This window comes from Rhizobium sp. 862_C5_N1_2, from assembly GCF_051811205.1.
Taxonomy (GTDB): Bacteria; Pseudomonadota; Alphaproteobacteria; order Rhizobiales; family Rhizobiaceae; genus Rhizobium; species Rhizobium leguminosarum.
Map to the genome: position 1 here is coordinate 304754 of NZ_JBPWPT010000001.1, position 26994 is coordinate 331747.

The window sequence follows — 26994 nt, forward strand, 5'->3', positions numbered from 1 at the left end:
TCCTCCTACAGTCTCTGGCCTGTTTCCCGATCGAAGATGTGTGCACGCCGGGGATCGATATGGAAGTACATTGTCCGTCCGGGATCTACCTCGATGCGCTCGCGGATCAGCGCGTCGATCGGCACGCCTCCCGTGCGGCCGAAGATCAATGTCTCCGAACCCGTGGGCTCGAACACCGACACCTCCACAGGTACGCCTTCATCGCCGATCGTGATGTGCTCCGGTCGGATGCCGTAGGTAACGGCTCTTCCCTCATCCGCATTTGTGTCTGCCATCGGAAGGGTGATGCCCTGGTCGGTGACGACGACCTTCCTGCCGTCGCGTGTGGCGATGCGGCCCTGAAGGAAGTTCATCGATGGGCTGCCGATGAAGCCGGCAACGAAGAGGTTTACCGGGAAGTCGTAGAGATCGAGAGGCTTGCCGATCTGCTCGACCCTGCCGTCGCGCATGACCACGATCTTGTTGGCCATCGTCATGGCCTCGATCTGATCGTGCGTGACGTAGACGGTGGTGGTCTTCAGCCGCTGGTGAAGCTCCTTGATCTCGACACGCATGGTGACGCGGAGTTTAGCGTCCAGGTTCGACAATGGCTCGTCGAACAGGAAGACCTTCGGATCTCGGACGATGGCACGACCCATCGCCACGCGTTGACGCTGTCCGCCCGACAGTTGCTTCGGATAGCGGTCGAGATAACGCGTCAGGTCGAGGATCTCGGCTGCCTTGCCGACCTTCTCGTCGATCTCCGCCTTCGGACGCTTGGCCATCCTCAGCGGAAAGCCCATGTTTTCGGCGACCGTCTTGTGGGGATAGAGCGCGTAGCTCTGGAAAACCATCGCGATGTCACGCTCCTTTGGAGGAGCGTCGGTGACGACACGGCCGCCGATCCGGATGTCTCCGCTGCTGACCGTCTCAAGACCTGCGATCATGCGGAGCAGGGTGGATTTGCCGCAGCCGGATGGACCGACCAGCACGACGAATTCGCCGTCCTCGATGTCGACGCTGACGCCGTGCATGACTTGAAGAGAGCCATATTTCTTGGTGACGTCGCTAACCTGTACGTTTGCCAATGTCGTTCCTCCCTAAAGCAGCACGGCTTTGATGTTGTTGATGGAATTCATCGGCTCATCCCTTCCAGACGATGTAGGCGCCAAGGACCGCCGAGATTGCCGCCGCAAACCATACGGAAAGCCCGAACGGCTCGATGAACCGCATCCAGAACAGGGAGAGTGCGACCCAGATAACGATCGAGATGAAGAGCCGGTCGAACCAGTTCGTTTCGATCGGCAGAAACCCCGGCTTGGGTTCGTTATTTCCTGATTGAGACGTCATCGTTTCATCCTTTCACGGCACCGAAGGTCAGGCCGGCGACGATGTGACGCTGGACCACCGAAAAGACGATGAGCGCCGGAACCAATGTCAGCATTGAGATCGCGGCCATGATGCCCCAGGCCGTTCCCGTCGTCGTCACATATTCCGACAAGCCGGTGGTCAGAGTCCGCGCATGGAAGTTGGTGAGCGTCGCCGCGAGCAGGTATTCGTTCCACGCGAAAACCCAGGTCAGGATCAGCGTCACCGCAAGTCCGGGCCGTGCCAAAGGAAAGATGATATCATAGAGGACGGTCCATGGGCTCGCGCCGTCCATATAGGCCGCCTCGTCCAACTCCTTCGGAATGCCTTCCACGGTCGGGCGCAGCGTCCAGATGGCAAAAGGAAGGTTGAAGGAGCAATAGACCAGGATCATGCCCAGCTTGGAATCGGCGAGCGAGAAGTCGCCGATCCTGTAGACCTGTGTCAGCAGCAGGAAAAGCGGCAACAGGAAGACCGCCGGCGGCGCCATGCGGTTGGTGATCGTCCAGAAGAAGATGCTTTCCTTGCCGGCGAGGTCGAAGCGCGTCAGGGCGTAGCAGGCAAGGAAGCCGAGCGTGGTGACGAGCAGCGCATTGCCTGACGAAATGATCAGCGAGTTGAGCATGTATCCGCGCAAGGTCGGATTGGTCAGCACGTCCTGGTAATTCTTCCAGAAGAAGCTCCGGAGAATGACATCGGGCGTCGAGAACAGGTCGAAGGGCTGTTTCACCGATATGACGAAGAGCCAATAGATCGGGAAAAGGGTCACGAAGCTTATCAAGGTCCACAGGAGGACCGGAAGCCAGGGGTTTTTGGTCTTCATCGCTTCAACCTCTCTTCACGCGGGGCGCAATCAAGCCAACATAGAGCAGCCAGCAGACGACGATGGTGAGGTAGAGGACGATGACGGAGATCGCCGAACCGTAGCCATAATTCGTCTTGGGAAAAACTTCCCTGAAGATATGGACGCCGATGTAGCGCGTCGATGAGCCCGGGCCGCCTCCGGTCAGCATCAGGACTTCGTCGACGGTGCGCAGCGCGTCCATGAGCCTGATGAACACAGTGGCCAGCATGGCCGGGCGGATCAAGGGGAGCGTGATGTGCCAGAAGATCTGGCTCTTGCCGGCGCCGTCGATCTGCGCCTGCTCGAACGGGTCTGATGGAAGCGAGACGAGTGCGGCGATCAGCGAGAGGGTGACGAGCGGCGTCCAGTGCCAGATGTCCATGATGACAGTGACGGTGAAGGCCGCGACGGCGCTCTGGCCGATATTCAGATCGTACCCGAACCAGCTCCTGAGGAGATAGGGAATGATGCCGATGGACGGGGTGGTCATCAGCTTCCAGACTGAGCCGACGATGATGGGGGCCATGATCAGGGGCAGAGTATGGATCGTGCGAAACACCGCTTTTCCGGGAAAGTCCTTGAGCAGCGCCTGGGCGAGGATATAGCCGAGGACCAGCTCCGACACGACCGCGAAGAAGACGAATGCCAGGGTTATGCCGAGCGATGCCAGGAACTGCGGGTCGAAGACGAGCCGCCGATAGTTCTCAGCCCAGTTGAAGATCATGCCCGGATTGGCCGCGAACGGGTTCCATGAATGGAAAGAGACCCAGAGGACGTAGATGAAAGGAAAGATCCCGAACAGTCCGAGGATCACTATGGTCGGTGACAGCAACAGCCACCCGAGCTTCTGCGAATGCATCGCCTATCCCCCATTGAACGCTATGTGGACGTCCGCTCCATCAGGGAGCGAAAGATGACGGGTCGTCGGAACGACCCGTCAGTTGGGGAGGATATTTTATTTGCGATAGCCGAGCGAGGTGAGCTCCTCTTCGGCCTTGGCCGCCATCTGGTCGAGGCCTTCATCGGGAGCGATCTTGCCGGTCAGGATGTCGTAGAAGATGGGAGCGGTCGCTTCACGCACCTGAGCGTGGAAGGGGTAGGGAGGAGCGCCGGCGAAGAGCTTGCCCTCGTCCTTCAGCATCGTGTAGAAGCCGCCGAGCTTGACGTCCATTTCCTTCACTTTTGGATCATCGAATGTCGCCGTGTTGGTGATGCGCGGTGCGGCGATGGCCCAATCGGGCTGCACTTCGTTCTGACCGATGAATTCGAGGAAGAGCAGCGACGCTTCCTTGTTCTTGGACGTAACCGGCACGCCGAAAGCGCCGCCATCATAGTAGCCGATATAGCCCTTTCCGGCTTTCGCGTCGTCCAGCACGCCCGGCTCGAGCGGCGGCAGAGCGAATCCGACCTGACCGACCACCTTCGACTGCGCTGGATCGCTTGCGATCCACGCGGCGTTCTCACCGTAGATCAGCCCCTGGGCGACACGGCCCGCGGCGAAGGTCGTTGCGGTTTCCGTCCAGGTTGACTGCGTCGATTCCGGAGGAGCGATGTCGCGCAGGTGCAGCCAATACTTCAACGCCGCCTTCGCCTTGTCGCTGTTCATCGCGCCGCCATGTTCGACCGTCGCCGCATAGTTGTTCTTCGCGTCGATGCCCCAATTGTAGACGCCGAAGGTCGGCACGATGGACTCGAAGAATTCATACCAGGACGCCGCATGGCCTGTATGTGCCTGGGCGGTCGTGCCCCAGAGCTCCATGCCATTGTCCTTGCCGTACTTCGTGAAGAAGTCGGCGATCTCGGTGTATTCCGCGTGTGTGGTCGCCGGCTTCAAGTCCTTGCCGGTTTCCTTCTTGAAGGCTTCCTTGATCTTCGGATCGTCGAAGAGGTCCTTGCGATAGAGATACGTCTTCAGGAAGGCTTCCATCGGAACGCCGAACAGATCGCCGCTCGCGTCCTTGAAGTAGTTGGCAAAGCTGGTGAAGTTCGCATCGTCGTAGGTCGGCGCCTTCAGATCCGGCTGGTCTTTCAGCGTCTTCGTGATGTCGACGAGGAAATTCCTGGCCAGATAGGAATAGATGATGTCCTGCTCGATGTAGACCATGTCATAGATGCCGGTCTTGGCTTCCATGTCCTTGATGGCCTTGTCGTACATCTGATCCCAGGATGTCGTCTCGATGTCGACCTTGATGCCGGTCTTCTTTTCGAATTCCGGAGCGAGGACGTTCCTGATGTAGTTCGATGGCGGGGTGCTCTCGGTGACGCCGTGCAGTGTCACGCCCTTGAATTTGGCTCCAGCGTCGGACCAGAAGTCAGCCCAGGCCGGCGAAGCGGCAGTGGCGAGGCTGAGCGTCAGCGCAAGCGCGCTAGCCTTCAAAGCATAGTTCATTTTCAATCCTCCCAAAGTGCAGCGAGATCATTTCGCCGGTCTTTTGTGTAGGCCAAAAAAACTGCCAGCGCAACATTTGTTGTCTAAACATGCAAATCGCGGATCTATCCCATTGATTTTTGCAGAAACTAATTTCTGGCAGAGAGCGGAATGCAATGGTGAGAAGGATAAAATATTGCATTGCAAGGTAATTTTGCAAAGCAGCAAAAAAATTGCATCCGAAATTATTTGTTGTCTTGCCAAACTAAATGGCATAGCACTGTGCGCAGCCAAGGGCATTTTTTGGAGGAAAAGGCTATGCGTCGATTGGGTATCCATTCATTTGTATGGACAGGCGGCCAAACGCAGGAAGGGCTGGAGATGGCCCTCAACAAGACGGCCGAACACGGATATCGCACCATCGAATTTGCCTATCTGCGCCCCGAGAAATTCAACCTCGATCGACTGGCAAAGCTTGCGCAGTCGCTTGACGTCGAGATTGGCGTGACGATGGGCCTGCCGCTCGACAAGGACGTATCGAGCGAGGACATGTCTGCGGTATCCGCTGGCAAGCAGACACTGGCCGACGCCGTTCGTGCGGTCCGTGATATCGGCGGCAACAAGCTCGGCGGGATTCTTTATTCCGCGCACACCAAGTACAATCGCCAGCCGACGAAGAAGGGCTGGGACAACAGCGTCGCTGCGATCGCCGCGACCGGCGAAGTCGCCAGGCAGGCGAACGTCGACCTCGTCCTGGAGGTTGTCAACCGGTTCGAGACGAACCTGCTGAATACGGCGGCGCAGGGGTTGAAGTTCATCGCCGAGACCGGATCGGAGCATGTCCGTCTCCACCTCGACACGTTCCATATGAACATCGAGGAAGCCAATCCGGCCGCCGCGATCCGTCTGGCCGGCGACAAGATCGGTTACTTTCACATCGGCGAGAGCAATCGCGGCTATCTCGGCGACGGCGTCATCAACTTCGATCTGATCTTCGACGCCCTGCTCGACATCGACTACAAGCGCGACATCGTGTTCGAGAGCTTCTCGACGACGGTCGTCGACGAAGGCCTGTCACTCGCCTGCGCGATCTGGCGCGACACCTGGGAGGATAATGATCTGCTTGCCGCGCACGCGAAGCGCTACATCGAGCTGAAATATGACGAGGCCAAGCGTCGCCGCGCCACAAACGCGCGGCCCTAATTATCCTTCTGACAGCCTGTTCCAGTCGTGTAAGGGTTGGGCCGACTGAAGGGAATTGAAATATGAACGACACCGTCTCCATGGGAAGTTCGCCGCGCAGGATCCGACAGAACAATATCGTCGCCGCCTTGCAGACGATCTATGCCCATCGAAGCCTCAGCCGGGCCGACCTGGCCCGGAAGCTCGGGATGAATCGCTCATCTTCGGGAGAGATCGTCGCCGAACTGACGGAAGGCGGGTTCGTTCAGGAGTCGGACGAGAGCGGCAAACAGCGCCTGGAGCATTCCCGCGCCGGTCGTCCGGGCATCATGCTCGAACTGGTCCCCGATGCCGCATTCTTCGTCGGAATCGAGATTGGCGTCGAGCATATATCGGCTGCAGTTGTCGATCTCTCCGCCGACGTCCGGGCATGCCGGAAAATAGCGTTCGACACACCATCTTCGACGGTGGAGGAGGCCGTATCGCAGGGCGTCGAGCTGATTGTCGGCGCGATGGCGAAAGGGATGATCGGACGGTGCAAGGGTCTGGGCATTTCGGCGCCGGCCCATATCCGGCCGGACGGAATTGTCACGCTTGCCCCCATCATCGGCTGGCGAGACGTGTCGTTGAAGGAGATTGGGCGGTCCGCCTTCCCGGCGGCCGTTCCGATCGCGGTCGAAAACGACGCCAACGCCTTTGCGATCGGTGACAGCTATCGCCACGGTGCCGCAGGCGTGACCCTGTTCCTGCTGATGGAAACGGGCGTCGGCGGCGGCATCATGATCGATGGCAAGCTATTCCGGGGCGGCCACGGCCTGGCGGGCGAAATCGGCCACACTCTGGTGCCGGGAAGCGGCGGTCAGAAGTTTGAACAGCTGATCGGTCGCGAGGTGCTCATCCGGCAGTATCGTGAGGCTGTTGGCCGTAAGCACGCGGATCTGCAGGAATTCCTCGGCGGCGTTCGTGACCGTGTCCCGGCTGCGGTCAATATCGCCGAAACCTGGTCGCGCCATCTCGCATACGCATTGCTGCAGGCCTGTCGTCTGCTCGACCCCGACAGGATCGTGCTAGGTGGCTCCGTCGCATCCCTCTACCCGATGGTCGCCGCCCGCGTGGCGGTCCACATGTCGGAGGGCCAGAATATACCCTTCCCCACACCTGAGATCGTCGTGGACGATGATGCGGAGTTCGGTTCTGCCTTCGGGGCGGCATGCATGTTGCACCAGCGCTTTCTGTCATTGGAGAGCGAGGAGTTCGGCAGCGAGGATGGCGCGCCGGTCCAATCGGCGACGAGTTGACGACAAGAACGATCGAAAGCAGGATTGCAAATGACTTCAGTACTGGCTCCGGACCAGCTTGGTCCCACGGTTTGCGTAGGGGAGATCCTCGTCGAGATCGTCGCCACGACGGTGGGAGACGGTTTTCTCGAAGCCCAGCCGCTCGTCGGTCCGTTCGCGAGCGGGGCGCCGGCGATCTTCATCTCGCAGTGCGGCCGCCTGGGCGGCAAGGCCGCCATGGTCGGCGCGGTCGGCGATGACGATTTCGGTCGTGTTAATACCGATCGCCTCAAACGTGACGGCGTCGATGTTTCGACGATCTCGATCGATCCGGACTATCCAACAGGAAGCGCGTTTGTTCGCTACCGCAAGGATGGCTCCCGGGATTTCGTCTACAACATCGCCACATCAGCAGCTGCGCGCTTCGGCTGGTCTCAAGCGGTCGCCGATCTCATCAATCGGAGCGGCCATCTTCACGTGATGGGTTCGGCGCTGTCTGTCCCCAGTGCGCGCGCGGTGATCGACAAGGCGGTCGACATCGTCAAGGCACGCGGGGGAACTCTCTCGGTGGATCCGAACATTCGCAAGGAATTGAAGCTGGACGCGGACACCGAGCGCCGGTTTTCCAAGCTCGTGGCTGCCGCCGATCTGCTTCTGCCGTCGGGAGAAGAGCTTGAGCGTGCCGCAGGTGTCGAAGGCGAGGCAGAAGCGATCCGCCGCTTGTTGGAGATTGGCGTCAAGGAGGTCGTGCTGAAGCGCGGAGCCGAAGGCGCGACCTACTTCGGCAGGCAAGGAGACCGCATCGACGCGCCGGCATTTGTCGTTCAGCAGGTCGACCCCACGGGCGCCGGCGATTGCTTTGGCGGTGCCTATCTCACCTGCCGGCGGCTCGGAATGTCTCAGAAGGAAGCGCTTACCTATGCCTCGGCCGCTGGCGCCCGCAACGTGACGGTCCTCGGTCCGATGGAAGGTGCCGGCACTCAGCAAGAACTCGATGCGTTTATCGCTTCAACGGAAAGGCGCCCGTGATGCAGGTGCATCTCAACGAACTGGCCAAGCTGAGGAGCGAAGGCCACCCGAGAGGTGTGACCTCCGTCTGCTCCGCCCATCCGATCGTGCTTCGAGCAGCACTCCGACACGGGCGGCAACACGAGAGCACCGTCCTGATCGAAGCGACCTGCAATCAGGTCAATCACCTCGGCGGCTACACCGGAATGACGCCAAGCGACTTCGCGTCCCTCGTAATGAAGATCGCGGCGGAGGAGGGGTGCCCCGAAAAACTTATCGTTCTCGGCGGCGATCACCTCGGCCCCAATCCTTGGCGCGACCGCCCGGCGGAAGAGGCCATGGCCGAGGCCGAGAAGATGGTTGCCGCCTATGTCGACGCCGGATTCCGCAAGATTCACCTCGATGCTTCGATGGGCTGCAAGGAGGAGCCGGTGGCGCTCGACGACGAAACCACGGCCCATCGTGCCGCCCGGCTTGCGGCGGTCGCCGAGGCGTCGGCGAAGAAGAGGGGCGGCGCAATGCCGGTTTATGTCATCGGCACCGAAGTGCCGCCGCCTGGCGGGGCCGATCATGCCCTCACATCAATCGAACCGACGGCCGCCGCAGCGGCGCTGAAGACGATCGAAGTCCACCGCCGGATCTTTGCGGAGGCAGGACTCGGGCAAGCGTTTGGACGGGCCATCGGGCTGGTCGTTCAGCCGGGCGTCGAGTTCGGCAATCACAATGTCATCCTTTATGATCGCAGCAAGATAGACGCGCTGAAATCGGTGCTGACCGACGAGCCGCAATTCGTCTTCGAGGCTCACTCGACGGATTATCAGGGGACCCGGCCGTTGACCGCGCTGGTGGAGGACGGGTTTCCCATTCTGAAGGTCGGTCCCGAGCTGACCTTCGTCCTGCGCGAGGCGCTCTATGCGCTGGATGCGATCGCGTCGGACCTCTTGCCCAATTACGGCGAGCGTCCGCTCTATGCGGCGATGGAAGCGCTGATGCTCGATCAGCCAGGCAATTGGAGCCGCCACTACCACGGGACGAACGCCGAGATGCGCTGGCTGCGGCACTATTCGCTGTCTGACCGCATCCGCTATTATTGGGCGTCAGCTGAAGCACAAGAGGCCGTCCGGCGCCTATGCGAGGCCCTTCGAGGCCAATCCGTACCGCTGCCATTGCTTTGGCAGCATATGCCGGCCGCGCAGGATTTCGCAGATGCGCCGCTCGATCCGGAACAGGTTTTGATCTGGAGAGTGACGAAGAGTCTCTCGGACTATCACGCCGCCTGCGGCGTCGGGAAGAATTGACAATCAGGATCAAGCAGGAGGAGAAATCGATGACGGAATTGAATGGGAAGATCGCGGCGGTCACCGGCGCGGCATCCGGGATAGGACTCGCTTCGACGGAGGCAATGCTCGCCGCTGGCGCGACGGTCGTGCTGGTGGACCGCGATGAGAAGGCCCTTGAGAGAGTTTGCGACCGGCTTGGCGAGCGCGCTATTCCGCTCAAGATCAACTTGCTGGATCCGGGCGAGTGTGCGGGATTACTCGAGGGCATTCTGTCGAAGACCGGCAAACTCGACATCCTGCATGCCAATGCAGGCACCTATATCGGCGGTGACCTGGTGGAAACCGACCTCGATACCATCGATCGGATGCTCAATCTCAACGTCAACGTCGTCATCAAGAACGTTCGAAACGTCATTCCGCACATGATCGAACGTGGCACGGGCGACATTGTCGTCACCAGCTCGGTCGCCGGACATTCGGCGATTCCATGGGAACCGGTCTATTCGTCATCGAAGTGGGCGATGACGTGCTTCGTCCAGACGATGCGACGCCAGCTTCTGAAAAGCGGCATTCGTGTGGGGTCGGTTTCTCCGGGGCCGGTGATCAGCGCTTTGCTTGCGGATTGGCCGGAGGAAAACCTTCGCAAGGCCAAGGAGGCCGGCGCTCTGATCGAGCCCAAGGAAGTCGCCGACGCGATCATCTTCATGCTGACCCGTCCGCGCAACGTCACCATCCGTGATATCGTGGTGCTTCCAAGCGCCTTTGACATCTGAAGGAGCCGAACATGAGTTACCAGCAGAAATTTCGCCTCGACGGCGAACGGGCGGTGGTCACGGGCGGAGGGCGCGCGATCGGGCTGTGCTGCAGCGAGGCGCTGGCGGAGGCGGGCGCCGCCGTCGTCGTTATCGAACGCAACGAGGCCGACGCTGAGCAAGCGCTTGCGCTGCGCGACAAGGGGTACGACGTCGAAGTCCGGGTCGGCGACGTCACCGACGCAGCCCGAATGGATGCGATCGCAACCGAGCTTGCCGATGGCGGCCGGCCGGCAACGATCCTCGTGAACAATGCCGGAATTGGCCAGAGTGGCATCCCAGCGGAAGAGCTCACCGACGCGGATTGGCTGCGCATGATGGACGTCAATCTCAACGGCGTATTCTGGTGCTCGCGCGCGTTCGGTCGTCCCATGATTTCGATGAAACGCGGCGCCATCGTGAATCTCGGCTCGATGTCGGGTCACATCTGCAACCGGCCCCAGCCTCAGACGGCCTATAACGTCTCCAAGGCGGCAGTCCATCACCTCACGCGTTCGTTGGCCGCCGAGTGGGCGCACCACGGCGTCAGGGTAAATGCTGTCGCGCCCACCTATATCGAGACGCCGATGGTGGTGGCCGTCGAAGCCAATCGCGAGCGTATTCCGCTCTGGCTCGCCGACACGCCGATGGGCAGGATGGGAACGCCGGAAGAGGTTGCAAGCGCCGTCCTCTTCCTCGCGTCGGGCGCCGCCAGCCTGATGACCGGATCAATCGTCAACGTCGATGCAGGCTTCACCTGCTGGTAGTGCTTGCGCGGGCGAGGCGCGAGCGGCGCCTCGTCCGCATGGGAAGGCCGGCTACGGACAAATCAACGAATGTGGAAACGTTACCACATTTTCTTGACTCGCAATTCTGCTCTGTTTATTCGAATGTGGAAACGTTGCCATATCTGGGAGGAGCATGATGAAATCCGCGCGGTTGAACCGACTCTTCGGCGTGTCTGGAAATTGTTTTGACGTTGCTATCGATCACGGCATGTTCAATGAGCGGACTTTCCTTGCCGGCATCGAGAACATGAAGACTGCCATCGAGGTGATCGCGGAAGCGGCGCCGGATGCCATTCAGCTGCCGCCGGGGACGGCACCCATTCTGCAGGCTATTCCCGGCAAGCAGCGCCCGGCACTGGTGCTGCGCACCGACATCGCCAACATCTATGGCAATCCCCTGCCGTCTCAGCTGTTTTCGGAAATGATCGACAGGGCGGTGGAACAGGGCGTTGCATTGGATGCGGCCTGTGTCGTCGTCAATCTCTTGATGCTGCCGGACCAGCCGGACGTCTACCGCGCCTGTGTGCGCAATGTGAACAGCTTGAAACGCGAATGCGAGATCTACGGCATGCCGCTGATGGTCGAGCCGCTTGTCATGCAGGACAATTCAAAGGGCGCCTACATGGTCGACGGCGCGATCGACAAGATCCTGCCGCTTGTGCGCCAGGCCGCCGAACTCGGCGCCGATATCATCAAGGCCGACCCCTGCGACAATGTCGAGGAATATCACCGCGTGGTCGAGATCGCTCAGGGCCTGCCGGTGCTCGTGCGCGGCGGCGGCCGCGTTTCGGATCAGGAAATCCTGATCCGCACCAAGCAGTTGATGGAGCAGGGCGCCCGTGGCATCGTCTATGGCCGCAACGTCATTCAACACAACAATCCCGGCGGCATGACGCGGGCCTTGATGGCGATCGTCCATGACAAGGCTTCCGTCGAGCAAGCCTCGCTTCATATTGGCTGACGCGCCTGGGGAGGAGATGTCATGACGAAAATATTCCGCTTCGGCGTCATCGGCTGCGGTCTGATGGGGCGCGAGTTCGCGAGTGCTGCGGCGCGCTGGCTGCATCTGGCCGATGTGAAGGCGCGACCGGAAATCGTCGCGGTCTGTGATACCAACGCGACGCTGCTCGACTGGTTCAGGGATCATGTGCCGACCGTTCGGCAGTTCACAGCCGACTATAAGGAGCTTCTGGCCAATCCGGAGATCGATGCGGTCTATTGCGCTGTCCCGCATGTGCTGCACCAGCAATTCTATATCGACATCCTGAAGGCCGGAAAGCATCTTCTCGGCGAAAAACCCTTCGGCATGGACGCCGCTCAGAACCGGGAAATCATGGCGGTTCTGGCCGAGCATCCCGAACTCCTGGTCCGCTGCTCGTCGGAAATGCCTTTCTTCCCCGGCGCACAGAAGGTCATCGCGCTCGCAAAAAGCGGCGAGATGGGGGATGTCCTCGAAGTCGAGGCGGGTTTCCTGCACTCTTCGGATATTGACCGGCAGAAGCCGATCAACTGGAAGCGCATGGCCGAGATCAATGGCGACTATGGCTGCATGGGTGATCTCGGCATGCATGTGCTGCACGTGCCGCTGCGTCTCGGCTGGCGCCCGACGACCCTGCATGCGCAACTGGTCAAGAAGGTTACCGAACGTCCCGACGGCAAGGGCGGCATGCTGCCCTGCACCACCTGGGACAATGCCACGATCAGCAGCCGCGTACGCACCGGGGATCAGGATTTCCCTATGGTGCTGAAAACCTGGCGCATCGCGCCCGGCGAATCCAACACCTGGTACATCAGGGTTCTCGGCATGAAGAAAAGCGCATTCTTCAGCACGAAGTCGCCGCGCCAGTGGCAGTGGATGGATTATAATGGCGGAGCGCAGGCCTGGAGCACCGAGGATCTTGGCTATGGCTCGCTGTTTCCGGCCATAACAGGCAAGATCTTCGAATTCGGTTTTGCCGACGCCATACAGCAGATGTGGGCGGCCTTCGTCGATGAGCTTGCCGGCGGGGGTGCGAACGGTTTCGGCTGCGCGACGCCGGCGGAGGCGCAGGAGCATCATGCGGTTCTGACGGCAGCCCTTAAATCCGGTCGCGAGGACGTCGTGGTACCGGTCGCGTATGACGGGGCGTCCGTCTGATGCAGCGCTCTGCGATCAACGCCGCGTTGCTGCGGGCAACCGAGACCCTCGAGCGCTTGCACTGGTCCCTGCCGGCATGGGGGTATTGGACGGCGGCGGATTTTGCCGCACATCCGGAGGCTTCATCCTATTTGCGCGCCCATCAGCTGGGTTGGGATGTCACCGATTTCGGCTCGAACCGGTTTGCCGAATGCGGCCTCGTGTTGTTCTGCCTGCGCAATGGCATCGTTGATGTCGAGGGGGAGCGGACCTATGCCGAAAAGCTGCTCTTCGTCGAAGAAGGCCAGGTCACGCCGACGCACCGCCATGCGGCGAAGATGGAAGACATCATCAATCGCGCCGGCGGCGATCTCATCATCGAATTCGCCGCAACCGATGCCGATGGCAATGTGCTGACGGAGGATGTGACGGTTCCGGTCGACGGGTTGCCGCGCCGGCTCGCTGCATGGGAGCCGCTGGTTCTCCAGCCTGGCCAAAGCGTGACGATCCGCAGGGGGCTCTACCATCGCTTCTACGGCAGGAAAGGGGGCGGACCTGTCCTTGTCGGCGAGGTCAGCCAGGTCAACGACGACAACAACGACAATTTCTTTCTGGAGCCGATCGGGCGCTTTGCCGCGATCGAGGAAGATGAGCCGCCGCTGAGACCCTTGTGGAATGAAGGGGTCAGCTGATGCGGGTCGGGGAGGAGGTTTGCGATCGCGACAGTCAGAAGCAGGGCGGCATCGTCTGCGCGGGAAACTTCATCGTCGATCGCGTCCACACCCTGTCTTATTGGCCAGAACAGGGCAATCTCGCGCATATCCTGCACCAGGATCTGGGCGTGGGGGGCGGGGCGGCCAATGTCGTCACCGATCTGGCCTCGCTCGGATTTCCCGGAAAGCTGGCGGCGGCCGGATGCATCGGCGCTGATCAGGACGGAGAGATCGTCAAGGCCCGCCTTACGGTTGCCGGCGTCGATGTCGGTGGTTTGACGGCGCTTGCCGACCGGGTGACGGCGCATACGCATGTCATGAATGTGCCCGGCCAGAACCGGACCTTCTTCTATCATGGCGGCGCCAACGATGCCGTCACGGATGAGCTTGTCTCACCCGCAGCCTTCGCCAAGGCCGGCTATCGGCTGTTCTATCTCGGTTATCTCATGCTGTTGCCGGGTCTCGACCGCATCAGCCCCGACGGTCGTTCGGGAGCATCGCGCCTGCTGGAAGCCGCACGCCGCGCGGGGCTGACGACCTGCGTGGATTTCGTATCGAGCGAAGACCCGGAATTTGCGGCCAAGGTCGGCGTCGCTCTGCCCTTCTGCGATTTCCTTATTATCAACGAGATGGAGGCGGGTCGGGCAACCGGCGTCATCGTTCGCGATGCGAAGGGAGATTTGATCGAGGCGGGGCTTTTGGAAGCGGGCGAGCGCCTGCTTGCCGCAGGCGTCACCAAAGGCGCGATCATCCATGCGCCGGAAATCTGCTTCTGGTTTACGCCCGGCGCCTCCCCGATCATGACGCGTTCACGACCCGTCGATCCCGATGACATCGTCAGTACGGTCGGCGCAGGAGACGCCTTCTGTGCCGCCGTGCTCTACGGCCTGCATGAGAACTGGCCGGTCGAGCATATCTGCGCCGTCGCCCATGCTGCGGCTGCGCATTGCCTCGCGGGTGCGACGGCCACCGACGGCATCCCCGACATGTCTGTGCTCCTTCGGGAGGCGCAGGAGACGAGCCCGCAATCCGCTTAGCCCGTTGGCGTCGCCTCAGGAGGGCGGCTACGATTATAGTTCAGTCAAGGGAGGAGCAAACATGAAACTATTCATTATGGCAGCCGCGCACGGCACCCTTGCCGGCGCAGGTCCGACCGGGGAGGCAGTGCGATGACATATGCGGAAACGGCGCGGCTCTCCGGCAAGGTGGCATTGGTCACAGGAGGAGCTAGCGGCATCGGCAAGGCCGTATGCGAACGCTTCTCCGCCGAAGGCGCCAGGGTTGTCGTGGCGGATCTCGACGGTGAACGATGCGCGCGGGTGGCGGAAGCGATCGGCCCTGGTGCCTGGGGTGTGGCCCTTGACGTGACCAGCCAGGACAGCATCGAAGAAGCGACGCGCTTTTCCATAGCCACCGCCGGTCAGATCGACATCCTGGTCAACGCCGCAGGCATTTACGAGGTCGAGTCCATTCTGGAAATATCCCGGGAGCGCACCGCTAGGGTATTTCAGGTCAATATCGAAGGCGTGATTTTCATGACACAGGCCGTTGCCCGGCACATGGTGGAGAGAGGGGAAGGTGGACGCATCATCAACTTCTCGTCCCAGGCGGGGCGTCGGGGCGAAGGTCCTGCTGTGGCTTACTGCGCATCCAAGGCGGCGGTCATCAGCATCACGCAAAGCTGCGCTCTGGAGCTGATCCGGTACGGCATCAACGTCAACGCCATCGCTCCCGGCGTCGTCGATACGCCGATGTGGGACGTCGTCGATGCAAAACTCGGCAGCCGGGAAGGTTTGAAACCCGGTGACGTCAAGCGCCGCGTGGCTGCCGCCGTTCCCGCCGGACGATTTGGCGCTCCCCAAGAACAAGCTGCCATGGCGGCCTTCCTGGCCGGGCCTGATGCAGCATACATCGTGGCGCAGTGCTACAATGTCGATGGCGGCAATGTCATGAGCTGAGCGTTTGAGCCGCGTCGCGGGTGCATCATCCTGCAAGGCGGCTTCATCAGCACGATCGGCAATCGAACTTGAGGTCTGGAGGAGTGGAATGAAGGCTGTACGCTTGGAGTCGATCGGGTCTTTGACCATGCGCAACGTTGAGAAACCGGTTGCCGGGCCAGGCGAACTGCTTGTCAGGGTGGCAGCAGCCGGCATCTGCGGTTCCGATCGCCACATGTATAAGGGCGAATATCCGACAGCGATCCCCGTCACGCTGGGCCACGAATTCTGCGGCATAGTCGAGGAGATCGGCGATGGTGTGACACGGTTTAGCGGTGGGGAACTCGTCACGGTCGACCCCAACATCGCCTGCGGCATCTGTCCGGCTTGCACGCGGGCGCGGCCGAACCTGTGCGAGAGCCTGACTGCCATCGGCGTGACACGGGATGGCGGCTTTGCGGAATATGTGGCGGTACCGCATGCGCAGGCCTTCGTGTTGCCGGCCGACCTCGATCCCGTTCACGGCGCCTTCAGCGAACCGCTGGCCTGCTGTATCCACGCCATCGACAAGGCAAGGATCCGTCCGGGCGACAGCGTCGCGATCCTCGGCGGGGGCGTGATCGGTCTGCTGATGGTGCAATTGGCCCGCCTGGCGGGGGCGAGCGAGATCATTTTGATCACGCGCCAGCAGTCGCGACGCCAAACCGCTCTGCGCCTGGGGGCGACGCACGCCTTCGACCCGGCCTCCTCGGACACGATCGCTTCCGTGCGAGAGGTTACCAAAGGCGGCACAGACGTGGTCATCGAGTGCGCCGGCGTGCCCGACACGCTTCAAAGCGGTCTGAGGATGGCGCGGCGCGGTGGCACCTTCGTGCTTTTCGGGGTCACGCCGGCAGGTGTCGAGGTGCCGGTTCTGCCCTTCGATCTGCTGGTGAACGAAGTCGATATCAGGCCGGCCTACCTCAATCCCTTCACCCATTCGCGCGCTGCGGCAATGGTAGCAAACGGGACATTGGAGCTGGACGCGCTGGTCACCAAAACCATCGGTCTCGAGGAGGTCGCCGACGTGGTGGGCAACGCGCCATTACCGGGCGAGATCAAGGTCATCGTCCGACCCTAGCTTTGCCGCGCCACTCTGATCCGCACCGCCTGCTCAGCTGCGGATGGGGCCGGTGGAATCGCGCTCGATCAGCGTGACCGGCACCTTTACGATCGCACCCTGCCGAGATGCGTCCCCTGTCTGGTGCTCTTCGATCAGCGCTTCCAGCAGCCGTGCTGCCTGCCGCCCGACATCGCGGATCGGCTGTGCGACCGTTGTCAGCCGTGGAAAGACGTAGGCTGCCTCCGGCAGGTCGTCGAAGCCGACGACCGAATAGTCGTTCGGAACGGAAAATCCGCGATCCTGGATGGCATGGATTGCGGCAATCGCCGAAACGTCGGTTGTGCCGATGATCGCGGTGACCTCAGGTCGAGACGCCAGCAATTCTCGCGCCAGCCGGTAGGTCTCTGCAAAACTGTGCTCTTCTGCCATCGCCACGATGGCAGGTGCGATGCCATCCTTGGCCATTTCCGCCGTGATGCCCTGAAGGCGAAGCTGGATAGGTTGGCTGTGTGCCGGCGCGCCGACGATGGCGATCGCCCGGTGGCCGAGGTCGATCAGATGGCGCGCCATCAGCCGTCCACCTTCCTCGTGATCGGCCATGACAGCGTCGTCGGCTATGCCGCTCAGCTCGCGGTCAATGGCGATGATCGGAATACGGGCGTCCCTGAGCACCCCGAAATGCTCGATACTGCCGAAGGCGCTCGCCACGATGACGCCGTCGACGCGCTGGGCGAGCAGCATCGAGATGTAGCGCACCTCATGGTCCATGTTTTCCGCCGTGCTGCAGATCAACGTCTGATAGCCGTGCTGGAACAGTTCCTGTTCGATGGCATGGGCCAGGATGCCGAAGAAAGGCACTTCAATCGACGGCAGCATCAGTCCGATCATCCGGCTTGGTGCACCCCGCAGCATACGTGCACCCTTGCTGGGTGTGTAGTTCAGTGTTCGGATTGCCGCCTCGACCCGGTCCCTGAGCTCAGGCGAGGCATAACCGCTGTTGTTGAGAACACGCGAGACCGAAGAGACTGACGTTCCTGCAAGCTTAGCGATATGTCTGATGCTGGTCGTCACGTGCTCGCATTTCTTTCTCTACGGCGCCGCGCGTCTTTTCAGGCGCGCATAGGACGCTAGCACAGGAGCGGTCGATTCATCAGGCGGGCTGCTGAAGTTCACCTCCATTTGTCATTCCACTAGATCATTAGCGGGACGCCGCATCAAGCACACGCCGAACGTGTGGGCTCCCCTCCATGCCTCAGCGAAGAAACGTCCATATACCGAATATTTTGGCAATCACTTTCCCGTTTTCGCGTCGTAGCTGCCCATGGACAGTTTTTTGGTCGTCGGAAAAATCAACAAGGTCGAAGACAACGCTTTCATTTCGTTCGATATTTCCCAGGAAGAAGACGGCCTTACGGACGACCGGCCCCTTGCAGGGAAACCAGTTTTCCAAGGCGCGATCGGCGAGAGCCTGATACTCGGCAAAGTAAAACAGGCCTGCGCCGTTGAACTCCTGGGAGGTGCTGGGATCAAACCGAAAGGTTCGGAGCGCTTTGTTGGCGGGGACCGGAAACCCGAAATGCGTTGCTAACCGCCCATTCCGGATGTCTGCAGCATTCTGGGCCAGAAGACAAGGCTGGAACCGCTGTCCCTGCGGCTCAGGCAACGTCACACGCGCTATCGAGTGATTGTTGTCTTTGATCGTTCTGTGAACGAAGGTTGAGATGAGTTCGACCGCGCCGACGCTTCGTCCGTGGACAGACAATTCGTGTCGGGTCGACGTCCGGGTTCGCGAGACTGCGGACAGTCTCGAGTGGATGGTCAAAATGTCGTTTGCCTGTACGACGTCGAAACATGCATCCGTCAGTGACGTTGCACAGATCGCGGCATAGGCCTCCTCTCCATCGGCCGTTCTGAAATCCGCATTGTCGAGCCCGAGATGACAGGCAAGCATCAGCCAGTGACGATGGCCGAGTTCCTTCATCAGCCAGGTCTCCGATAGCCCGTTTCCATTCAAATGGGGCATGCCGAGCAGCATGTGCGGATCAAGGGCACGTTCCATCAGGTCGCGTGCCGAAGGTCCTGCGGGCGGAAAATCGAGAAGGGCCGCGCTCATGATTAGGCGCTGACCGATTGCTTGAGAGACGATGTCTGCGCCGAACGTCGAGCTGCCAGATGCCCGACCACATGTTCGGCATCTCTGCCGACGCTGAGGAACCGGCCCGAGCCCCAGGTCCAGAGCCAGGGAAGTCCGAGCACGTAAACGCCATCGACGACGGTGACGCCGCGGCGATGAACGGGATAGGCATTGCCATCGAAGATCGGCAGTCCGACGAAGGACCAATCCGGACTGAATCCCGTGGCCCAAATGACCGAGGTGATCCCCTCCGCCTTCAGGTCGAGTTCGGCGATCTCCGCCTCAGGCTCCCAGACGGGGATATAGGGGGACCCGGCCGGAGCATCGATGCCCTTTTCGGCGATGTGCCGGTCAATCAGGGCATTGATGCCGTTGTAGACACGGTCGGCGCCGTCGAGATTGGCCTTCAGGTTCGGCTCGAACAGCATCCGGCCGGCGGCGACGCCGGACATGCGGCCATAAAGCGCCATGCCCTCCAGCGCGAACTTGCGCAGATCGATATCGCGTCCGCCGTCGCGTCCTGTCAGGTAATGGTTGGTGTCGTGCTTCTTCTTCGTCATGCCATCATGTTCGACCGTGATGTCGTACTGGCCGATATCGGAAAGCCAGTCGACTACATCGCGACCGCGATAGAACCGGGCGCAGCGTGGCGCGTTGCCGGTGACGAGATGCACCTTGCGGCCGGCCAGATGCAGATCCTCTGCAATCTGGCAGCCGGACTGGCCGGAGCCGACCACGATGACGCCGCCGTCCGGCAGGTGATCGGCGCTGCGGTAGGCGGCGGTGTGGATCTGCATGATGTCCTCGGGCAGGCGCTCGGCAGCACGCGGAATGGCCGGAGCTGCATAGAGGCTGGTGGCGATCACCACGGCGTCGGCGGTCACCGCGCCCGCCGAAGTCGCGAGCCGGAAGAGGTCGCCGTGCTTTTCGAGCGACGTCACGCCGGTTTGCTCGAAGACCGGCGCATCGAGCTTTTTCACGAAGCGATCGACATAGGCGAGAATCTCGTCCTTGACCATAAAACCGTGCGGATCCGTGCCGTCATAGGGATGGTCGGGAAGCTGGCATTGCCAGTTCGGCGTCACCAGGCAGAAGGCGTCCCAGCGTTCGTTCTTCCACTTATGCGCAACGGTCTTCTTCTCGAAGACCACGTGATCGATGCCGTGCCCCTTCAGATAATGAGAGGCCGAGAGCCCGGCCTGGCCACCGCCGATGACGACTGCACTGTAATGGCTCTTGAGGAATGGTGTGGTCATGGTGGGTCCTTTCAAAGGATGAAGCTTTCGCAGCGGACTTCGGCCCCTGCGTCGGTGAGATAGGGAGTGGCGGCCTGTTCGATGCGCGACAGCTGGCCGAGCGCTAGGGAACAGGGATAGCCGTATTTCGCCTTGACCCTGTCGCTGGCGATGGTCAGCGCCGTGCGGCTGCGATCGAGAAAGTCGGACAGCGGATAGCTTCGGCCCTCGGCGAAATAGTCCTTGATCACCAGGGAGGGCGAGTAACAGGTCTCCTTGCGGCCATCCGGCCAGGCAATGACGAACCGCATTTCAGGCATGGTTGGGCTCCAACAGACTGTGATAGCGGGCAAGATGGGCTATTGCGGTTTGGTGCCAGCCATGGCGGGCGGCAACCTCGAGACCACGGGGAATGATCTGCTCGCGGATCGGTGCGACCAGCGCCAGCGCCATGCCCTCGGCAATGGAGACGGGATGGTGCGGATCGCACCAGATCGCATCGCGGGGACCCAGATATTCGGTGAAGGGCGCAATCGAGGACGTCACGACCGGAATGCCACTGGCCATGGCTTCGAGAACGACGAGGCCGAAACCTTCCTTGAACGAGGGAAATACCAGCGCATCCGCCAGCCGGTAGAGGCTGGGCATGTCGGTATCTGCTATCGGACCGGTGATATGCACCGCCGCGGCGTCCCGACCGAGGCAGGCGAGGCAAGAACGGAACTCTTCCTGATAGTCGCCATGGTCCAGGAGCGAGGCGCCCCCGGCAATGACGAGCTGGGCATCCGGCCGGATGGCGCGGACCTGACGAAAGGCTTCGAGAATACCAAGGGTGTTCTTTCGCGCCTCGATGCCGCCGACACTAAGGAAGATCGGCCCGCTTCCCAGCTGCAGCCTGTCGCGCAGAGCGACCTGCTCGCCGCTCCAGGCAGGCGAGAAGCGGTTGGTGTCGACACCATTGCCGACTACCACCGCATCAATGCCGCGATCCTCTCTCAGCTTGTCCCGCCAGAGGCGGCTGACGGCGAAGAAGATATCGGCCGCGTCGATCGCGCGATCTTGCAGAGCCATCAGACGCGGATCGGCGAACTGGTCGATGTGGTGGACCGTGCGGGCAAAATTCGGGATCAGGCCCTCCAGCTTGAGGGTTGCCAGCGCATTGCCGGAAATGCCGTCATGGGCGTGGAACAGGTCGAAGCCATTGGTTCCGGTTCTCCGGAAATAACCGACATAGTCAGCAATCCGCTGCTCGACCATTTGCGTCATGTCCGCGGGTGCCGGCCGCACGGCAATGCAGGCCGTGCCGCAGGAGGGCTGACGAAAGAAGCCCGCCCCCTTGGCATCAGGCGCATGCAGGACCACCTCATGGCCAAGCGAGGTCAGCGCTTCCGAAAGCTGCATGGCATGAACCACGCCGCCACGCGGATTGGTGGAATGGGTCAGCATGGCAATGCGCAGGGTTCGGTGCGGCGGGAGGCTCATGCGGCGACATCCTGCCGACCGAGCTGCAAAAGGGGTGTTTCGGCATGATTGCGCACCACTGCACGGCTCTCGCCATCGACCAGTGCGACCTCGGCACCAGCCACGACTGCGCCGATGACCGCGGCGCTGATGCCGCGCGCGGTGAAGCGGGTGACGACATCGACCGCATGTTCCGGCGCGACCGAGAGCAGATAGCCGAAGCTCGGAAAGGTGACGAGCCAGCGGTCGAGGCTCACACCGGCGGGCAGGGGAATGGCGGTGACGTCGATATCGATGCCGACATGCGAACATTCGGCCAGCATGATGGCCGTGCCGACGATGCCGCCCTGGCTGATATCCTTCGCAGACAGCGCCAGCCCGGCCTCGGCGATCTCGGGTAGCAGCTCGAGGTCGCCGTGCAGGCGCGCCGGCGCGGCATCGGTGGCGGCTTCCCAGTTGTTGAAGGGTTCGCGGTAACGGCCGCGATGGTCGATCGCTGCAACCAGCACATCGCCCGGCTTTGCATCGAAGCTCGTCAGCAGCTTCTTGGCACGACCGAGAATGGCGACCGACAATTGGCCGCGTTCGGTGCGGATATTGGTGTGCCCGCCGACGATCGGCACGCCAAAGGCGCTGGATGCCGCCCGCATGCCTTCGAGAACGGGTGTCGCGCCAGCCTCGCCATTGGCCCAGACGGCATCAACCACGGCGATTGGCCGGCCGCCCATGGCAACGACGTCGGAAATATTGACCATGACGCCGCACCAGCCGGCGAACCAGGGGTCGGCGGCGACGAACTCGTTCATGAACCCTTCGATGGCAAAAAGCAGATAACCGTCGCCATCGCGCAGCGCGGCGCAATCGTCGCCGACGGCAATTTGCTGCCCCTGCAGGCCGAGCCTTGCCGCGATCGTGCCGATATCCTGCTTGGCGGCGATGCCGCTGCTGGTCGAGAGTTTTGCCGCCAGGGTCTTGATGTCGATCGCGACCATTCTCACGCCGCCTTTCTGGAAAGGGCGGTGAAGCCTGCCTCGGGTGTGACGCAGGGCGGATAATAGGCAAGGTCGGCCTTCATCCTGAGATGCGGCTTGCCGTAGACCTCGAACTCCTCGATCACATCCCAGTGCAGCCTGCGGAACAGCAGACCGTTCTGAACCTGCACATTGGCGAGAAATGTGTGGCATCCGATCGCATTGGCGGAGGATACGGCGAGCTTGATCAGGGTCGCCCCCAGGGCGCCGATCTTGCGAAAATCCGGATGGACCGCCAGTCGCGAGCCCCACCAGAGGCCGGGTTCGGCCTGATGGATGCGCACCGTTCCGACCAACTGGTCGGCGGCAATGCCGAGCATGGAGAGAGCCACGATCGGGATGGCGTCGTCGTCGATCGCGTCGCGGTCATCGCCTTCGAAGATCTGCTGCTCCTGGCAGAAGACGGCGCGGCGTAGCGTATGCGCTTCGCGGCGCTCCCAGGCGGAGGTTGCGAACTTCACCTGGAATTCGCTTGAGCGATAGGGAGCAAAGGCTTCGAGCATCATTTGGTGAGCATCCTTTCATAGGTGGAAAGGGCGGAGCAGGCGCCGCATTTGCCGCAGCCGGCCTTGATGTCGACGGCCTTCAAGCCGCTGGCGACCAGCATCCTGGACAAGGGTCCGAGGATCGAGTGCATGAAGTCGGGCCGCGGCGCCGGGTGGCTTTCGAGCGGCGTGCCGGAGATTGGTACGAAGGGCACGACGAAGGGATAGACACCGAGCGCAACCAGCTTTTCGCAGATGTCCAGAATGGCTTCACGGCTGTCGCCGAGACCCGCCAGAATGTAGGTCGAGACCTGGCCGCGCCCGAAGACCTCCACTGCGGCTTTGAACGAGGCCATATATTTGGCGATCGAGACCTGTGCCTTGCCCGGCATGATGCGGGCACGCACCTCCGGCGTTACGGCTTCCAGATGCATGCCCAGTGCATCGACGCCGGCCTCCTTCATGCGGGTGAACCATATATCGTCTTCCGGCGGCTCGCATTGCGCCTGGATAGGAATATTGACGGCCGCCTTGATGGCGCGGGCGCTGTCAGCGAGGATCGCAGCACCGCGGTCGTCGCCCTTCGGCGTGCCGGTGGTCATCACCATATGTTTGACGCCGTCCAGTTCGACGGCGGCCTTGGCGACTTCCGCGAGCTGCTCTGGCGTCTTGTGGGCGATAGTGCGGCCGGCGGCCAGCGATTGGCCGATGGCGCAGAACTGACAGGTCTTGGTGCGGCTCTGATAGCGGATGCAGGTCTGCAGCACGGTGGTAGCGAGCACGTCCTTGCCGTGCAGAACGGCGATCTGCGAATAGGGAATGCCGTCGGCGGTCGAGCGCTCGTAGAAGCGCGGGCGCAGGGGAAAGGAAACCTCGCCCAGCACCGTGCCATCCCGGCTGATACGGCTGCGGCCCATCTCGTCCGGCTTTTCCACCAGATAGGGGCTCTCGAATGCGGGTGCGGTGTGAACCGGCACCATCACCGTCATGCCGTCAATGGTCAGCGCCTTGTGGTCGGAAGGTCCGGCACCACCGCGGCGACTTTCATGCCCGGCCCTGGGGTCAACGAGCCGGGCTCCGTAGGACTGCAATTCGTTGATCAGAATCTCGGTCGGCAGACGTGTCGTATTCTCCATCGGAAAGGGTCCTTGCTTCGGCTGTGGGGAGGGATGGCTGGGTGGTGGTGACCATCGGCGCCGTGGCGCGGCCATCCATGACAAGATGCAACAGCTCGGGCCGGGCATAATGGCCGACCGAATCCATCATCCGCTTGCGTTTCACGATCAGGCTCATGTCGAGATCGGCGATCAGGATGCCTTCGCCTACCGTCAGCGGCGGCACGACGTGTTTGCCTTCGGGCGAGATGATCGCGGTCATGCAGCCGCCGCGCAGGGCCTTCTGCAGGCCGGCGTCGGAGGTGATGGAGGCGATCTGCTCGTCGGTCAGCCAGCCTGTGGCATTGACCACGAAACAACCGCTTTCCAGCGCGTGGTGGCGGATGGTGACTTCCATCTGGTCGGCAAAAATCGGTCCGACCATCGAGCCCGGAAACTGGGCGATATGGATATCCTCGTGCTGGGCCATCAGGGCGTAGCGGGCCAGAGGATTGTAATGCTCCCAGCAGGCCAGCGCCCCAAGGCGTCCGACGGCGCTGTCGACCACCTTCAGGCCGGAGGCGTCGCCCTGGCCCCAGATCATTCGCTCATGAAAGGTTGGGGTGATCTTGCGACGCTTGAGGAGGAGCGTGCCATCGGCATCAAACAGCAGCTGGGCATTATAGAGCGATCCGTGGTCACGCTCGTTGACGCCAAGCGCCACGACGATGCCATGCTGGCGGGCGGCTGCCGAGACGGCATCGGTGGCAGCACTCGGCACCGTGACGGCTTCCTCATAAAGTCGCACATGCTCCTTGCCGGAAAGAACCGGCGGCAACACGAAAGAAAAATAGGGGTACCAGGGGACGAAGGTTTCGGGAAAGACGATCAGCTCGGCGCCTTTGGCGGCGGCCTCACGAATTGCATCCAGCACGCGGGCCAGTGTTTTCTCGCGCGAGGTCAGATCCGGCGCGATCTGCGCGGCGGCAACCCGGACGCTCGGTTTTTTCTCCATGACGAAATCCTCGATTGACGGGTGGGGAGGCGGAGCGCCAAGGCTCCGCCCTTTATTTTTTGGGGCGCCTGATGCTCAGAGCGTCCAGGTATCAAGGATGAAGGCGCCGTCGCGGCGATGGATCAGGATCAGGTCGAGAACGTCGAGCGGACTGATCGGCGTGATGCCGGGGATCAGCGCGCCTTCGCCATGGCCGTAAAGCGCCTGAAGGGCAAAACGGCACGCATAGACTTTGCCGCCTTCTTCCATGAACTTGACGATCTGGTTATTGAAATTCAGATGGCCGGGAAAGGCCTCCGCCCCGAGCGTCGGAAAACCGCGCTGGACGCCGAGCGTGACGCCCGGGCCGTAGAGAAGGACCGAGGTCTCGAACCCCTTCCGCTTCAGGCGCGTCGCCTGCAGCAGGTTGACGAATCCGATCGATCCTTCGAAGGCTACTGTATGGAAGGTGACGAGGGCCTTTTCGCCTTCGCCGGCCTGTACGTCCTCAAAAACCTTGTCCTCGTAATCGACAAGAAAGTCGCCTTTTTGATTGGCTGGCTTGGTCACTGCGGGCATGGATGGCTCCTTGATTGAAATCCGATCCCCATCCGGGGAGCATCCATCCAATTGCAAGCGCTATGCCAGATTGATTATGCACAAATAGCAGTCAAATATTTCGATAATGCATTCAATTATGCAATCAATAACGAAAGAGAAAATTTTAGAGCTAATTTTCTGAGCGACGGCGTGCAAAAATCGAATGCACGAAAGCTCAAAACAGGTGCATTCAATTGGTCGTCAATCATAGCAGGAAGCATTGATACTTGCCCGGCGCGGGCCAGGATCGAAGCTGTTGTCCGAGTTGAGGCCGCCTTTCCGGCGGCATCGCAATACAATGGATGCGTCTCGGTTCGAAGAAGGGCTACGCGTCAACAGGCGTTATCGCGTCAATCGAAAAAATCTAGCTATATTGAATGCAATCAATTAAAGCGGTTGGATGTGTGCGTGAGGCCGTTCTTCCGCCGACAGAGGATATTTGGAGTCCGTTCTCGCAGATCACGGTCGTATCGTTCTTTTCAGAAAACAGGAGAAACTAATGAGTCATAAACCCACGATCATTCTGGTGCACGGCTTTTGGGGCGGGGCCGCCCATTGGGGAAAGGTGATACTCGAACTGGCGCATAGGGGCTATCAGTCCGTTCGCGCGGTCGAACTGCCGTTGACGTCGCTAGCCGAGGATGCCGAACGGACACGCAAGATAGTGACCCAGCAGAGAGGGGCGGTCCTGCTCGTCGGTCATTCCTACGGCGGTGCGGTCATCACCGAAGCCGGAGATCAACCGAATGTCGCGGGGCTTGTCTATATCGCCGCATTCGCCCCCGATGCAGGCGAAAGTCCAGGCAGCATCACCCAACAGCATCCGCCTGCGGCACTGGCCAATATCGAGCCGAACAGCGACAACTATCTCTGGCTCAAGGCCGACAAATTCCATGAAAGCTTCTGCCAGGATCTGCCTCCCGAAGAAGGTGTCGTTCTGGCGGCCACCCAAAAAGCGCCGCTTGCCGGTACCTTTGGTGACGTCATCACCGCGCCCGCCTGGCGGAAGAAGCCATCCTGGTATCAAATAGCAAGTGAAGACAGGATGATTGCTCCTGAAAACCAGGCAGCAATGTCGGCTCGTATCAATGCTCGGAAAGTCATGACCTTGGAAGCAAGTCATGCTTTGCCGCAATCAAAGCCTCTGGAGGTCGCGGCTTTTATCGATGAGGCGGCCATGGCAGTCTCAAAGTAAGAACAAAGCGCT

At 61.0% G+C, this 26994-nt stretch carries 28 protein-coding genes; 13 read left to right on the forward strand and 15 right to left on the reverse strand.

Annotated features, from left to right (window positions below; genetic code table 11):
* Nucleotides 1-5 precede the first annotated feature (5 nt).
* From ACD590_RS01535 to ACD590_RS01555, 5 genes are all read right to left on the reverse strand, one after another.
* Nucleotides 6-1067 carry an ABC transporter ATP-binding protein gene (locus tag ACD590_RS01535; RefSeq protein WP_018244740.1) on the reverse strand — a complete coding sequence of 354 codons (1062 nt, stop codon included), beginning with the start codon at nt 1065-1067 and terminating at the stop codon, nt 6-8.
* 55 nt (nt 1068-1122) lie between these two features.
* The gene (locus ACD590_RS01540; RefSeq protein WP_018447078.1) at nt 1123-1329 is read right to left on the reverse strand and encodes a DUF2160 family membrane protein; all 207 of its coding nucleotides are present in this window, start codon (nt 1327-1329) and stop codon (nt 1123-1125) included.
* A gap of 4 nt (nt 1330-1333) precedes the next feature.
* Nucleotides 1334-2170, reverse strand: a complete 837-nt coding sequence (locus ACD590_RS01545; RefSeq protein WP_018447077.1) for a carbohydrate ABC transporter permease — start codon at nt 2168-2170, stop codon at nt 1334-1336.
* 4 nt (nt 2171-2174) lie between these two features.
* Nucleotides 2175-3050 carry a carbohydrate ABC transporter permease gene (locus ACD590_RS01550; protein WP_017966968.1) on the reverse strand — a complete coding sequence of 292 codons (876 nt, stop codon included), beginning with the start codon at nt 3048-3050 and terminating at the stop codon, nt 2175-2177.
* A 96-nt stretch (nt 3051-3146) separates the two neighbouring features.
* Nucleotides 3147-4580, reverse strand: a complete 1434-nt coding sequence (locus ACD590_RS01555) for an extracellular solute-binding protein (protein WP_018447076.1) — start codon at nt 4578-4580, stop codon at nt 3147-3149.
* 297 nt (nt 4581-4877) lie between these two features.
* Here ACD590_RS01555 and ACD590_RS01560 point away from each other — a divergent pair, with 297 nt between their 5' ends.
* From ACD590_RS01560 to ACD590_RS01615, 12 genes are all read left to right on the forward strand, one after another.
* Complete coding sequence (locus ACD590_RS01560) at nt 4878-5762, forward strand: sugar phosphate isomerase/epimerase family protein (RefSeq protein ID WP_439002016.1); 885 nt, start codon at nt 4878-4880, stop codon at nt 5760-5762.
* A 62-nt stretch (nt 5763-5824) separates the two neighbouring features.
* Nucleotides 5825-7039 (forward strand): ROK family protein, encoded by a 1215-nt coding sequence (locus ACD590_RS01565; RefSeq protein WP_113541873.1) that lies wholly within the window; start codon nt 5825-5827, stop codon nt 7037-7039.
* Nucleotides 7040-7069: 30 nt separating this feature from the next.
* Entirely contained in the window at nt 7070-8047 is a 978-nt protein-coding gene (locus ACD590_RS01570) for a tagatose kinase (protein ID WP_439002017.1), read from the forward strand.
* Nucleotides 8047-9324: a D-tagatose-bisphosphate aldolase, class II, non-catalytic subunit gene (locus ACD590_RS01575; protein ID WP_439003503.1), complete on the forward strand. Its 1278-nt coding sequence runs from the start codon at nt 8047-8049 to the stop codon at nt 9322-9324. The genes ACD590_RS01570 and ACD590_RS01575 overlap by 1 nt, the downstream gene beginning before the upstream one ends.
* Nucleotides 9325-9353: 29 nt before the next feature.
* A complete protein-coding gene (locus tag ACD590_RS01580; RefSeq protein WP_018244748.1) occupies nt 9354-10079 on the forward strand; it encodes an SDR family oxidoreductase in 726 nt (241 codons plus the stop codon).
* Between the two features lie 11 nt (nt 10080-10090).
* Complete coding sequence (locus ACD590_RS01585; protein WP_182563804.1) at nt 10091-10864, forward strand: SDR family NAD(P)-dependent oxidoreductase; 774 nt, start codon at nt 10091-10093, stop codon at nt 10862-10864.
* 157 nt (nt 10865-11021) lie between these two features.
* Nucleotides 11022-11846 carry a class I fructose-bisphosphate aldolase gene (locus ACD590_RS01590; RefSeq protein ID WP_130750789.1) on the forward strand — a complete coding sequence of 275 codons (825 nt, stop codon included), beginning with the start codon at nt 11022-11024 and terminating at the stop codon, nt 11844-11846.
* A 21-nt stretch (nt 11847-11867) separates the two neighbouring features.
* The gene (locus ACD590_RS01595) at nt 11868-13022 is read left to right on the forward strand and encodes a Gfo/Idh/MocA family protein (protein ID WP_183619652.1); all 1155 of its coding nucleotides are present in this window, start codon (nt 11868-11870) and stop codon (nt 13020-13022) included.
* Nucleotides 13022-13693, forward strand: coding sequence for a D-lyxose/D-mannose family sugar isomerase (locus ACD590_RS01600; RefSeq protein WP_183619650.1), 672 nt, complete (start codon nt 13022-13024; stop codon nt 13691-13693). Before ACD590_RS01595 ends, ACD590_RS01600 begins: the two co-directional genes overlap by 1 nt.
* Nucleotides 13693-14751 carry a carbohydrate kinase family protein gene (locus ACD590_RS01605; RefSeq protein ID WP_018244753.1) on the forward strand — a complete coding sequence of 353 codons (1059 nt, stop codon included), beginning with the start codon at nt 13693-13695 and terminating at the stop codon, nt 14749-14751. The genes ACD590_RS01600 and ACD590_RS01605 overlap by 1 nt, the downstream gene beginning before the upstream one ends.
* A 132-nt stretch (nt 14752-14883) precedes the next feature.
* Nucleotides 14884-15672 carry an L-iditol 2-dehydrogenase gene (locus ACD590_RS01610; RefSeq protein WP_018244754.1) on the forward strand — a complete coding sequence of 263 codons (789 nt, stop codon included), beginning with the start codon at nt 14884-14886 and terminating at the stop codon, nt 15670-15672.
* A gap of 88 nt (nt 15673-15760) precedes the next feature.
* On the forward strand, nt 15761-16771 hold the full coding sequence (locus tag ACD590_RS01615) for a zinc-dependent alcohol dehydrogenase family protein (RefSeq protein ID WP_183619646.1): 1011 nt from the start codon (nt 15761-15763) through the stop codon (nt 16769-16771).
* Between the two features lie 33 nt (nt 16772-16804).
* Here ACD590_RS01615 and ACD590_RS01620 read toward each other — a convergent pair whose 3' ends face one another.
* The 10 genes from ACD590_RS01620 to ACD590_RS01665 form a co-directional block, all read right to left on the reverse strand.
* Complete coding sequence (locus ACD590_RS01620; RefSeq protein ID WP_183619644.1) at nt 16805-17824, reverse strand: LacI family DNA-binding transcriptional regulator; 1020 nt, start codon at nt 17822-17824, stop codon at nt 16805-16807.
* A gap of 181 nt (nt 17825-18005) precedes the next feature.
* Nucleotides 18006-18866 (reverse strand): Pnap_2097 family protein, encoded by an 861-nt coding sequence (locus ACD590_RS01625; protein ID WP_439002018.1) that lies wholly within the window; start codon nt 18864-18866, stop codon nt 18006-18008.
* Between the two features lie 2 nt (nt 18867-18868).
* A complete protein-coding gene (locus tag ACD590_RS01630) occupies nt 18869-20143 on the reverse strand; it encodes an MSMEG_0569 family flavin-dependent oxidoreductase (RefSeq protein WP_130759246.1) in 1275 nt (424 codons plus the stop codon).
* A gap of 11 nt (nt 20144-20154) precedes the next feature.
* Nucleotides 20155-20442, reverse strand: a complete 288-nt coding sequence (locus ACD590_RS01635) for an MSMEG_0570 family nitrogen starvation response protein (RefSeq protein WP_018445851.1) — start codon at nt 20440-20442, stop codon at nt 20155-20157.
* Complete coding sequence (locus tag ACD590_RS01640; protein ID WP_439020833.1) at nt 20435-21604, reverse strand: MSMEG_0565 family glycosyltransferase; 1170 nt, start codon at nt 21602-21604, stop codon at nt 20435-20437. Before ACD590_RS01640 ends, ACD590_RS01635 begins: the two co-directional genes overlap by 8 nt.
* On the reverse strand, nt 21601-22575 hold the full coding sequence (locus ACD590_RS01645) for a sll0787 family AIR synthase-like protein (protein WP_317277861.1): 975 nt from the start codon (nt 22573-22575) through the stop codon (nt 21601-21603). The genes ACD590_RS01640 and ACD590_RS01645 overlap by 4 nt, the downstream gene beginning before the upstream one ends.
* 2 nt (nt 22576-22577) lie before the next feature.
* Complete coding sequence (locus ACD590_RS01650) at nt 22578-23120, reverse strand: MSMEG_0567/Sll0786 family nitrogen starvation N-acetyltransferase (RefSeq protein ID WP_130750811.1); 543 nt, start codon at nt 23118-23120, stop codon at nt 22578-22580.
* Nucleotides 23117-24235: an MSMEG_0568 family radical SAM protein gene (locus tag ACD590_RS01655; protein WP_439002019.1), complete on the reverse strand. Its 1119-nt coding sequence runs from the start codon at nt 24233-24235 to the stop codon at nt 23117-23119. Before ACD590_RS01655 ends, ACD590_RS01650 begins: the two co-directional genes overlap by 4 nt.
* A complete protein-coding gene (locus tag ACD590_RS01660) occupies nt 24162-25208 on the reverse strand; it encodes a Nit6803 family nitrilase (RefSeq protein ID WP_439002020.1) in 1047 nt (348 codons plus the stop codon). Before ACD590_RS01660 ends, ACD590_RS01655 begins: the two co-directional genes overlap by 74 nt.
* Before the next feature lie 75 nt (nt 25209-25283).
* Nucleotides 25284-25766 carry an MSMEG_0572/Sll0783 family nitrogen starvation response protein gene (locus tag ACD590_RS01665; RefSeq protein ID WP_018244765.1) on the reverse strand — a complete coding sequence of 161 codons (483 nt, stop codon included), beginning with the start codon at nt 25764-25766 and terminating at the stop codon, nt 25284-25286.
* Nucleotides 25767-26286: 520 nt separating this feature from the next.
* On the opposite strand from ACD590_RS01665, the gene ACD590_RS01670 reads away from it, so the two are divergent.
* Entirely contained in the window at nt 26287-26982 is a 696-nt protein-coding gene (locus ACD590_RS01670; RefSeq protein ID WP_439003504.1) for an alpha/beta hydrolase, read from the forward strand.
* The last annotated feature ends 12 nt before the right edge of the window (nt 26983-26994 follow it).